This window comes from Pedobacter sp. MC2016-15 (assembly GCF_026239695.1).
Classification (GTDB): domain Bacteria; phylum Bacteroidota; class Bacteroidia; order Sphingobacteriales; family Sphingobacteriaceae; genus Pedobacter.
Window position 1 is genome coordinate 261952 of sequence record NZ_JAPIVS010000004.1, and the last position, 11461, is coordinate 273412.

10 protein-coding genes are annotated in these 11461 nt (G+C 43.7%); 2 read left to right on the plus strand and 8 right to left on the minus strand.

What is annotated here, in order from left to right; genetic code table 11:
* Positions 1–22 precede the first annotated feature (22 nt).
* Positions 23–1555, plus strand: a complete 1533-nt coding sequence (locus tag OQY15_RS13805) for a glycoside hydrolase family 130 protein (protein ID WP_265792362.1) — start codon at positions 23–25, stop codon at positions 1553–1555.
* On the opposite strand, the gene OQY15_RS13810 is transcribed toward OQY15_RS13805, so the two are convergent.
* The 5 genes from OQY15_RS13810 to pyrE form a co-directional block, all read right to left on the minus strand.
* Positions 1550–2551, minus strand: coding sequence for a glycosyltransferase family 4 protein (locus tag OQY15_RS13810; RefSeq protein WP_265792363.1), 1002 nt, complete (start codon positions 2549–2551; stop codon positions 1550–1552). The two genes, OQY15_RS13805 and OQY15_RS13810, sit on opposite strands and share 6 nt — an antisense overlap.
* Positions 2551–4830, minus strand: a complete 2280-nt coding sequence (locus OQY15_RS13815) for a glycosyltransferase family 4 protein (RefSeq protein WP_265792364.1) — start codon at positions 4828–4830, stop codon at positions 2551–2553. Before OQY15_RS13815 ends, OQY15_RS13810 begins: the two co-directional genes overlap by 1 nt.
* 175 nt (positions 4831–5005) lie before the next feature.
* A complete protein-coding gene (gene clpB / locus OQY15_RS13820; protein ID WP_265792365.1) occupies positions 5006–7615 on the minus strand; it encodes an ATP-dependent chaperone ClpB in 2610 nt (869 codons plus the stop codon).
* A gap of 133 nt (positions 7616–7748) precedes the next feature.
* Positions 7749–8147 carry an SRPBCC family protein gene (locus OQY15_RS13825; RefSeq protein WP_265792366.1) on the minus strand — a complete coding sequence of 133 codons (399 nt, stop codon included), beginning with the start codon at positions 8145–8147 and terminating at the stop codon, positions 7749–7751.
* A 3-nt stretch (positions 8148–8150) separates the two neighbouring features.
* On the minus strand, positions 8151–8813 hold the full coding sequence (pyrE, locus tag OQY15_RS13830) for an orotate phosphoribosyltransferase (protein ID WP_265792367.1): 663 nt from the start codon (positions 8811–8813) through the stop codon (positions 8151–8153).
* 215 nt (positions 8814–9028) lie between these two features.
* Here pyrE and OQY15_RS13835 point away from each other — a divergent pair, with 215 nt between their 5' ends.
* Positions 9029–9646, plus strand: a complete 618-nt coding sequence (locus tag OQY15_RS13835; RefSeq protein WP_265792368.1) for an NUDIX domain-containing protein — start codon at positions 9029–9031, stop codon at positions 9644–9646.
* On the opposite strand, the gene coaD is transcribed toward OQY15_RS13835, so the two are convergent.
* The 3 genes from coaD to OQY15_RS13850 are packed head-to-tail and all read right to left on the minus strand — an operon-like array spanning position 9633 to position 11461.
* Entirely contained in the window at positions 9633–10094 is a 462-nt protein-coding gene (gene coaD / locus OQY15_RS13840) for a pantetheine-phosphate adenylyltransferase (protein ID WP_265792369.1), read from the minus strand. The two genes, OQY15_RS13835 and coaD, sit on opposite strands and share 14 nt — an antisense overlap.
* 3 nt (positions 10095–10097) lie before the next feature.
* A complete protein-coding gene (locus tag OQY15_RS13845; RefSeq protein WP_265792370.1) occupies positions 10098–10637 on the minus strand; it encodes an RsmD family RNA methyltransferase in 540 nt (179 codons plus the stop codon).
* Positions 10628–11461 carry a DUF3822 family protein gene (locus OQY15_RS13850; RefSeq protein ID WP_265792371.1) on the minus strand — a complete coding sequence of 278 codons (834 nt, stop codon included), beginning with the start codon at positions 11459–11461 and terminating at the stop codon, positions 10628–10630. Before OQY15_RS13850 ends, OQY15_RS13845 begins: the two co-directional genes overlap by 10 nt.

Sequence of the window (11461 nt, forward strand, 5' to 3'; positions counted from 1 at the left end):
CACTTACTAATGTTACTGTATTATGAGACTATACATTGAACGAAAACCTATAAAAGTATATCCTGATCCGAAGCGCGTTATTGCCAGATTCTTTTTTAACGGAGATGAGCGGGCCAGAGAAGTAATCAGAAGAGTTGTAGCCTTACCGGAAAGTGAAGTATTCGGTCTCATTTCGCCGCTGCTGCAGGAATATTCCAAGCGCCATAGAAACATCACCAAGATACTTGCCCGCAACTGCAAAAAGATCAAGTATGTGCTGGATGAACTCGATATCGATTATGAAAGCCTGAGTAAATATCAACGCTTGTTGCTGGGATCCTATTTCACTCATGAGTACTCGATTGAGTCGGCTGCTTTCTTTAACCCTTCAGTGGTAGAAGACCCTGACCAGTCAGAGCTCGTTGAGGGCGAAAGAAGACTGATCATCAGCTTCAGGGCTGTGGGAGAAGGACACATCTCCTCTGTAGTCTTCAGAAGGGCACTGATCGACATCAATGGCAATATCACGGTACAGCCTGCCGGAAACTACATTGATGAGGCAGAGATTGTCCGTAATGCAGTTTACAACAAAAAGCTGTTTCTTAAAAAAGCTGCGGATTCCAGGATCGACCTTAATATTCTGGATGAGCTGGGTGCCAAGCTCGAAGATAAATTTGATTATACCATCCTTAGAAGGATCATCCTGGATTCTAAAAACCTGCAGGAAGATGATCTCAGGAAATTGGAATATGATAAAGTACTCTGGTTGTCTGATACCTATCATGAGATCAGTTTCTCCAGGGATACCGATATATCTGACCGTGTCATCTTCCCGATTTCAGAATTTGAACGTAAGGGAATAGAAGATGCCCGGTTTGTACGTTTTATCAAAGAAGACGGCAGTGTAGTGTACTACGCAACCTATACGGCATTTGATGGTGCTATGATTATGCCTAAACTACTGCAGACAACGGATTTTTATGACTTCAAGATCAGTCCGTTGCACGGGGCAGGAGCTGCCAATAAAAACCTGGCCTTATTCCCGCGCAAGATCAATGGTAAATATGCGATGATCTCCCGTATCGATGGCTGGAATAACTACCTTATGTATTCTGATAAGATTACCGTTTGGGACAACCCTGTCAAACTACAGCATCCACAGTTTCCCTGGGAATTTATCCAGATCGGTAATTGTGGCTCTCCGATAGAAACAGAGGCTGGATGGCTGATCATTACACATGGAGTGGGGCCAATGCGCAGATATGTACTTGGAGCTAGCTTACTTGATCTGGAAGATCCTTCAAAAGAGATTGGACGTTTAACTGAACCTCTCGTGATACCAAACAATGATGAGAGAGAAGGATATGTGCCGAATGTATTGTACTCTTGTGGTTCGATTATCCACAATGGCGAGCTGATCATCCCTTATGGTTTATCAGACTACTGTTCTTCATTCGCAACGGTAAAAATAGACTTGCTACTGGAGAAACTGCTGAAATCTGCGGAAGAACCAATACAGGAAACTGTTCCTGTACCGGCGCCCGCAAAAGCCAGAAAAACTTCTAAAGCGTTATAAAATCTGATGGTAGAGGGCTAGATAGTCTTCTACCATTTTTTCTTTTGAGAATTGTTGTGTTGCCCATTCAGCGCAATATGCTCTGTTGATTGAATGTGTATTAGCAACAGCATTTACTGCGTCCTCAACATTCGATACTAAGAAACCGGTTTCTTCATGTTTAATAAGTTCTGGCATCGATCCCCGGTTAAAAGCAATGACCGGTGTGCCACATAACATGGCTTCGGCCACACTCAGACCAAAAGGTTCATCAAAATTGATCGGGTGCAGCAACGCATAGGCTCCCCTCAGAAGTTCATTTCTCTTTTCCGGACCTGCAGAGCCGATAAACTCAATATCCTCGCTGAGGAAGGGTTTAACCTTCTCATTGAAATAGTTTTCATCCTGAATGATCCCTGCAATAATGAGTTTTCTTTTACTCTTCAGCGCAATCTGAATGGCTTCCGATGTCCCTTTATCAGGGTGTATTCTCCCAAAAAACAGCAGATAGTCACCTGCTTCAGGATTTACGCTGAAATTGGAGGTATCCAGTCCGTTGTAAACTGTAGCCAGGTAATCCAGGTCAGGATGGCGGTTGGCATCACTAATGGATACATAATGCCCCCTGTGGTTATATTTTTGATATACAGGTATAATTCGCTCTGAAGAAAAACCATGGATAGTGGTAATCAGGGGAGTCTTGATCAGACCTGAATACGTGAGAGGCAGAAAGTCGAAATGGTTATGGATGAGGTCGAACTCATCGGCCTGCTCCATCAGGTTACTAATATGCAAACATTCCAGCACCTTAGCATCCTGTCCGCGCTGGTCCTCATAACCAATTTCCACCACGCTTTTGAGCGTGGCGGAAGTTATAGAATCTCCGGTTGCAAACAGTGTTACATCCAGTCCTGCGGCAACCAAACCTTCGGTGAGGTTTGATGCCATTTGTTCCCATGGGCCGTAATGGCGCGGAGGAGTTCTCCATGCCACAGGCGATAAAACGGCTAACTTCATTAAACCGCCTCTTCTTTCAATGGCGCAGCAGCATCTTTTTTCGCACTGAACTCGTATTCAAATTCAAGCGACTTCAGCACGGTAAGGTGTGATATCCAGTAGGCCAGCGTACTTTCTGCACCCTGATTCCTGTTGATGCCATAAGGCTGGATACCGTCGCCACAACCTTTTGTCTCATAGTCGTAAAGAGGCAATCTCAGACTGTTTTCTCCAAGGAACCATTGGTAACTCAGGTACATCTGGCTGATATATTTCAGGTCGTGCGTAATCTCATAAGCCTTGAAGTACATCAGCACCATGGCCATAGTTTCAATCGCCTGCTGGTCATAGATCGCCATTTCTTCACCGCGGTGCAGCCAGCCATCATTACCTACCGGATTCAGGTATCCTTTGTCCAGCGTTTTTGCTGTCAGGTATTCCATACTTTCAAGACCTATAGCAAGTGATTCCTGATCTTGCGTGGTTTCGTAGTGTGATAAAAGTGCCAGTGGTAATATGGCATTGTCATATGTTAGTTTTTCCTCAAACCAATGCCAGTCATCGCCTTTATGAGCATTGTAGGCAGCCTTTAAAGGGATAGCCAGCTTATTCAGCTCATTGATGAAATAATCATCATAAGGTTGTGATTTCAGGTAACTGCTCAATCCGATCATCGTATTGGCCAGTCCTCTCAGGTGTCTGAGTTTATCAAAATGTGGAACCGACTTAATAAAAAGTTCCTTTGCAAATTCCCTGTATGAATTATTCGGAGCATTGTTAATCAGGTAACCTAAAGACCAGATTGTACGGCCGAAGGAATCTTCAGTTCCAACCTCATCCAGATACTCTCTTCTAAAGCTCAGGAAATTTCTGAAGTTTCCGTCGTCAAGCTGCATATATTGAATATAACTCAGGTATACAGGCAACAATTCGAGGGCAACCTTGCTTTTGTTCTGCTGCCATGCCATCGTTACCATCAGCAACGCCCTGGAGTTGTCATCTACGCAGTATCCTTCTTTTAAGTTAGGAATACCATATTTGGCGTGCTGTACAATTCCTGTATCATCCGTCAAGCGCTGGATGTGTGCCATGCTGAAAGCAGGCATCATATCAGGGTCAACGATCGGTTTATTGATATCCTGAATTTGTTGTGCATCTGTAATTGCTTCCTGCAGGGTATTGATAAATACACTTCCTGTAGTAGGCCAGCGCAAATGCAAGCCATAGTTATAAGCGTTGCTTTTCAGTTCTGCGAGATGATCTTTATTCTCGAACAAATCATTAACGATATCTGAAAGCGCATCAGCATCTTTAAAATCAAACAATTTACCGCGGTTTTCATCCAGCAGCTCCTGAGCATGCCAGTACGGCGTAGAGATCACTGCGGCACCAGCTCCAACGGCATATGATAAGGTTCCGCTGGTAATCTGTGCTTCATTCAGGTAAGGCGTGATATACATATCAGCCGCTGTAAGGTAGTCGTACAGCTCCTCCTCGGAAACAAATTTATTGATGAAAATGAGGTTTTTCTCCACATTCAGTTTCTTGGCCAGTCTTTTCAGGCTGTCCCTGTATTCCTCTCCGGAGTTTTTTATAACCCCGGGGTGGGTAGTACCCAGGATCACATAGAGCACATCCGGGTTCTTGGCTACAATTTTCGGCAGTGCCTCAATCACAGTCTCCAAACCTTTGTTACGACTGATCAGTCCAAAAGTAAACAGTACCTTTTTATCTTTAAAAGTTGCTGAACTTCTAACTTCATTATTCAATTTAGGTTCAAGATCCGGAACCCCATGTTCAATCAGTTTGATTTTATCTTCAGGAATTCCATAGATGCTCGTCAGAAATCCCACAGCACGGTGGCTCATCACTACCAGCTTTGAAGAATATTTCGCAATTTCCCTGATAATGGTCAGTTGCATGTATGACGGATCTTTTAGGATCGTATGCAGAATGGTGATCAGAGGTTTTTGTAAACGTGCGATCAATGGTAGAATATATACACCGCTCTCACCGCCGAAAATTCCGAACTCGTGTTCTAAAATGCATACATCTGTTAAACTGGTGTTGATATAATCAGCAGCCCTGATATAGTCTTTCTGATTTTCCTGTCTGATGCTGTACTGAACTTCGCTCGGGTATTCGTAAGTGCTGAGATCTTCTGAATCCGTCATTGCGACCACAAAACTGTCTGCAGACACCGATTTGGTATCGTGGGCAATCGCTTTTAAAAGGTTATTATTAAATGTGGCAATACCGCATTCACGGGGAGGGTACGTCGATATATAAGCTATTTTCATATACAATATAAGTGAATACCGATATATAATCAATTATTCAGCCATCTTGGTACACATGATAAAAATTATAAATAAAATGAACTTAACTACAGCTATTTTTGACGCTAAAAAAATAAAAAGCACAAAAAAGCCGGGCGAATTTTCATTACGTCCGGCTTCTTTATTCATTGATCTGTTATTCCGCCTTTTCGGGCACTGTATTGAGGAATACAAAGTTATGATCAAACATATCTAACTTAATCTTGCTGTCTTTGGTAACCTTTCCGGAAAGGATTTCTTTGGATAATTCATTGAGAATACGCTTTTGTATCACCCTTTTTAATGGTCTTGCTCCAAATTGCGGATCGTAGCCTAATTCCGCAAGCCAGTCCAATGCCTCCACAGATGCTTCAATTTCCACACCCATTTCTGCAAGTGTTTCCTGTACATGTCTGAACTGAAGCTCAGCAATGTTCCTCACCTCGCTGCGGTTGAGCGGTGTGAACATAATCAGCTCATCAATTCTGTTCAGGAACTCAGGTCTGATCGTTTGTTTCAGCAGCTCAAACAACTCATTTTTTGTTTTCGCAATCACTTCATCCCTGTTATGGTCTTCCAGTTCCTTGAAGTTCTCCTGGATCAGGTGAGAGCCAATATTGGAGGTCATGATGATGATCGAGTTTTTAAAGTTCACCGTACGGCCTTTATTGTCGGTCAGACGGCCATCATCCAGTACCTGCAGCAGAATATTAAATACATCCGGATGTGCTTTTTCAATCTCATCCAGCAGCACTACCGAGTAAGGTTTGCGGCGTACAGCTTCGGTAAGCTGACCACCTTCATCATAACCAACATATCCCGGAGGCGCTCCGATTAACCTTGATACGGCATGTCTTTCCTGATATTCGCTCATATCAATACGGGTAAGCGCATTTTCATCATTGAACAGAAACTCTGCTAAAGCCTTTGCCAGCTCTGTTTTACCCACACCGGTTGTTCCCAGGAAGATGAATGATCCAATAGGCTTGCGTTTATCCTGTAAGCCAGCTCTTGAGCGGCGTATGGCATCAGAAATAGCCTCAATGGCCTCATCCTGTCCGGCAACACGTTTGTGCAGCTCGTCTTCCAGGTTTAACAATTTTTCGCGTTCACTGCTCACCAGTTTCGTTACCGGGATGCCTGTCCAGCGTGCTACCACACCAGCGATATCGTCTGCAGTAACCTCTTCTTTCAGCATGCGACCTTCGCCCTGCTGACTTTCAAGCGTTACCTTCAGCTCTTCAGCTTTGTCCTGTGCTTCCTTGATCTTTCCGTAACGGATCTCCGCAACCTTACCGTAATCTCCCGCACGCTCTGCCTGATCAGCTTCAAGTTTGTAACTCTCGATCAGTTCCAGCTGGGTATTGATACCGTCAACCACATCCTTTTCGCCCTGCCATTTCGCTTTGAGCTGATCGCGCTCAGCAGAAAGATTGGCTATTTCTTCACCGAGGGATTTTACTTTTTTATCATCGTTTTCCCTCTTAATGGCTTCCCTCTCAATCTCCAGCTGCATGATCTTACGGTCAAGCTCATCCACGTTTTCCGGTACACTGTCCATTTCGAGGCGCAGTTTTGAGGCTGCCTCATCCATCAGGTCGATCGCTTTATCCGGCAGGAACCTGTCGTTGATATACCTTTGCGACATCTCCACGGCAGCAATGATAGCTTCATCCCGGATTGTCACCTTGTGGTGCGTTTCGTATCTTTCTTTCAAACCACGTAAGATAGAGATCGCATCCTGTGTATCAGGTTCGTCCACTATTACCTTTTGGAAACGACGTTCCAGGGCTTTATCTTTTTCCAGATATTTCTGGTATTCATCCAATGTGGTTGCACCTATGGCACGGAGTTCTCCGCGGGCCAGTGCTGGTTTCAGGATGTTTGCTGCATCCATTGCACCTTCACCGCCACCGGCACCTACCAGGGTATGGATCTCATCGATAAACAGAATGATGTCGCCATCACTTTGTGTAACCTCTTTCACCACTGCCTTAAGGCGTTCCTCAAACTCACCTTTATATTTAGCTCCTGCGATGAGGGCACCCATATCCAGGGAGTAGACGGTTTTGGTTTTCAGGTTCTGAGGCACATCACCCTTGATGATCCTGAAGGCTATACCTTCGGCGATCGCAGTTTTACCCACGCCTGGCTCACCGATCAGAATCGGATTATTTTTTGTTCTCCGTGAGAGAATCTGAATGACCCTCCGGATTTCTTCATCCCTTCCAATTACAGGATCCAGCTTACCGGATTCTGCATATTCGTTAAGGTTACGTGCGTATTTATTCAAAGCGTTGTACGTTGCTTCTGCATTCTGGTCGGTAACACGGTTATCACCCCTCAATGCTGCAATTGCTTTTTTAAGATCTTTTTCTGTTACCCCCTGGTCTTTTAAGAGTTTTGCAGTATTATCATTTACTGCAAGGAGGCCAAGCAGCACATGTTCTACCGATACAAATTCATCTTTGAACTCTTTCAGGTAAGATTGTGCTTTCTGGAGTGCCGAGTTGGAACCCGATGAGAGATAGCCATTGCTTCCGCTTACTTTAGGGAATTTGGCAATCTGTTCATCCAGCTGCAGGTTTAAGTTATTGAGATTTACATTTAGTTTCTTTAGTACATAAGAAACTACATTTTCATCAACAGTAAGCAGGCCTTTAAGCAGGTGAGCTGTCTCAATAGCCTGTTGCTGGTTGCCCTGGGCTATTTCAGAAGCCTGTTGAATCGCTTCCTGTGCTTTTATCGTAAAGTTGTTGAAGTTCATGTCTGGAGGCGATCAAAACAGATGCCATCCCGCTAAAACCGGGCGCATCGGAAATTATGTCCAGAAATTTTACTTCCACCTGAAAAAGTGGCTGTTTTTATACCATGAGACTGATATTCTGTCTCATGGGCTATTAGTTTAGAATCTCTGTGAGTCTTGCCGTCTGGTGATCTACGAGTTTTTGCAGGGGACCAGAGGCGAGCATTTTCATCATCATGTTCAGGTCTGCAGAAAGGATATGTTTGGCTGTTGTGGTACCATCACCATTGTCTTCTACTGTCCATTTCATTTCGATAGCAAAAGGTGCTTCCTCTGAGGGTACGGCAATCAGTTCTTTATTCTCTACGCGGCTGGCTATTTTGATAGATAGTTTCGCCATGTTCTGAATGGTAAACGTTGCCTCATCTGCTGTTGAAGTCCAGTTGTATATATTGTCTGGCATCAGTTGCTGATGATTATTTAAGTCGGCTAAGTAAGTATATACCTGGTCTATGGGCTTGTTCACCACAGTTGCACTTTCAATAACGGTCATAGGTTATGCTGGGTTTTTATCTAAGTTTTGTCCCCATTCAGATGGGTTTCTGCGCCATTGATTCAATACATCCACATCACCCTGTGCAATAAAGCTGTTTTCAGCTGCGTATTCTATCAGTGTGTTATAATTAGATAATGTTGCGAAGCGGCATTTTGCTTCTTTGAAGTTTTCATCAGCAATGTCAAAGCCATAAGTAAATATAGATACCAGACCTGCAACAGATAAACCAGCATCTTTCAGTGCATTTACTGCCTGCAGACTGCTCTTACCTGTAGAGATCAGATCTTCTACTACCACTACACGCTGACCTTCAACGATCTCTCCTTCAATCAAACTTCCTGTACCATGTTCTTTGGCTTTAGCCCTCACATAGGCAAATGGCAATCCTAATTCTTGTGCCACCAGTACGCCCTGAGGAATACCGGCAGTGGCCACACCGGCAATCAGATCTACAGAACCAAATTCTTCCTGTATCAGCTGCGTCAATTTTTGTCTGATGTATGTTCTTATTGAGGGATGGGAGAGCGTTACCCGATTATCGCAATAAATAGGGGATTTCCAGCCTGATGCCCAGGTGAAGGGGTTATTGGGCTGTAACTTTATTGCTTTAATTTGAAGTAAAAATTCAGCTACCTTTAATTCAATATCACTTTTATTATACATGGTACAAAATTACTCAAAATAATGCCTTCCTTGTATAGGGCAATTGTCCTTTTTTTGCCAGCAATTGATACTCAATGTGATAAATAGAAAGTAGTAGATTTTAATTTAAATAATCTGCTTATCCTCTTTGTAAAGCTCATATTTTTTATACTTTTATTTCCTGAAAAAACCCATAAGAGCTTCCTGGACCAGCTTTTTTACAAACGATCATACCCATGAAAACATACAGGATTTACATTAACGACAATACGCTGATCATAGCGGATAAATTACCGGAACAATCTGAAACAATACAAATGATTGAAGAGAAGGGCTTTAACTTCAAGGCCTTTTACGAGAAACTTGGTAAACTGTCTGCTACGCCTTACGCGATCGTTACTGATGACCCTAAAGCACTGTTCCGGAAGATCAAAAAGAGCCTTGTGATCATCAAGGCTTCGGGAGGATTGGTAAAGAACGCCAAAGGTGCCTATCTTTTTATCTTCAGGAATAAAAAATGGGATCTTCCAAAGGGTAAGGTAGAAAAAGGAGAGGGAATGAAAGAAGCCGGCCTGCGTGAAGTAGAAGAAGAATGTGGTGTAAAGATCAGTTCCAATAACGAGCGGCTATGCAAAACCTATCATGTATATGAAATGGGCGGCAAGCTGGTGCTGAAAAGAACCAACTGGTACAGCATGGATGTTAAAGGCGTGCCTAAGCTGATCCCTCAAAAGGAGGAAGGCATCACTAAAGCAGAATGGCTGGAAGCTGCAGACCTGAAACCTGTGCTCAAAAATACCTATCCCTCAATCGTGGATGTGCTCAAAGCCGGTAAGCTGATTAAAGAAATGTAAGCGCTTCCTTTGGAAGGAAGGGGGATACATCCCCCTGGTTACGCAGAATATCCCTGACGATGGTGGAGCTGATCGCCGAATATTCGGGTTTGCTCAGGATAAATATGGTTTCCATATCTGGCATCATCGTCTGGTTGATCTGTGCAATTGCCCTTTCGTACTCAAAATCCCCGACAGAGCGAATCCCGCGAATCATATAGGTAGCATTGATCTTCTTGCAGAAATCTACGGTAAGTCCTTCGTAAGACTGCACATCGATATTGTCGTAACTGGCGAATACAGATTTTACGATCTCCTGTCTTACCTCGCCGGATAAAAAACTTTTTTTTGAGCTGTTTAGGCCAATTCCAATAACTACTTTGTCGAACAGCGGCAGTGCGCGTTTGAGAATATCCGCATGCGCAATGGTGAGGGGGTCAAATGATCCGGGAAAAAGGGCTATCTTCATGAGCTATGGCGTATAATTAAAAAAACTGAACGATGAATTTCCATATCTGCGGGTTTCTGTATAACCCGGCTGGTCATTTAATTTAAGTAACGAAGGGTGTTCTACAACCAGCAGCCCATTTTCTGTAAGCAGTTTGTTTTTTGCTACCAGCTGCGGAATCAGCGGAATAGTGGGCAGGTCGTAGGGCGGATCTGCAAATATGATCTGGTAAGACTGGTTATGGGTCTCCAGGAACTTGAACACATCTGCCTTTTTCAATCTAATTTCATTGAGTTTATACTTATCCACTACTGACTGCACCCAGTAAATGCAGCCTGAATGTTTATCTACTGCGGTCACCTGTTTGATGCCGCGTGAAGCAAATTCAATGCTGATATTTCCCGTACCACAAAACAGGTCCAGCACCTGGCAGCTGTCAAAATCGTACGTGTTATAAAGAATATTGAACAGTGCCTCTTTGGCCATATCCGTTGTAGGCCTTACAGGAAGGCTGGCAGGCGCATTCATGCGGATACCTTTAAGTTTACCGCCAATTATACGCATAGGTCGAGTGCTAGCAGGCTGCTGTAGTAATGAGCGGGCATATCGTCGAGGATAGTCTGGTCAAACTGGTTAGCCGGAGGGAGATTAAAACGTAAGTCGCCAAAGTACTTACTCAGGCAGTTGTAATAGCCGTCATCCTGATGGATGATGCCGCTAAGCAATACCGTAGTGCCCGAAGGGCTGAGTTTCAATTCCTGGATCAATAATAAAAGATAGTAGTTAAATTCTTCCGGATGGGCAATCTGGAAGGAGTTCTGAAAGATCATTTTACGGTCTTTCAGTAATAACATATTGAATGAGCCTGCTGTAAAATCAAGCAGCAGAGCCGTATTTTCTAAAAAGGAACCCAACGCCAGCAGGGGGGTATGGTGTTCATATCTTGCAGCGCTGGCCAGTGATTTATCCAGTGTTTCCTCGATGAACTTTTCGAGGTTAAAGACCGATGTAAATCCAAACTTTGCAAAGGGGCGTGTATATAAATTACTGGAAGATGCCTCGGCGAAGAAATTGGCATAACTGTTCAGCTCGTTTTTATTAAAAAGGGCATTCGGAACAGCAATCGTATTTGGGGTGTACACAGATACCTTGATCTCGCGATAAGGCAGGCTCAGGTAATTGTCCTTCCTGATCGCAGAAGCCAGTTCAGCAGCGGTATCTTCACATTCCTGCTGGTCAAAAACAGCCTTCAGCTGTCTGCTGTTTTTGTCGATCACGGCATAGGAAAAGCTATCCGCAGTAATCTTCAATACCAAATTGCAGTCTGAAGCAGTATTGGGATCAAACTCCGGGTCCACTAATAAGATGCTGTTTTTACTGTTGTTCAT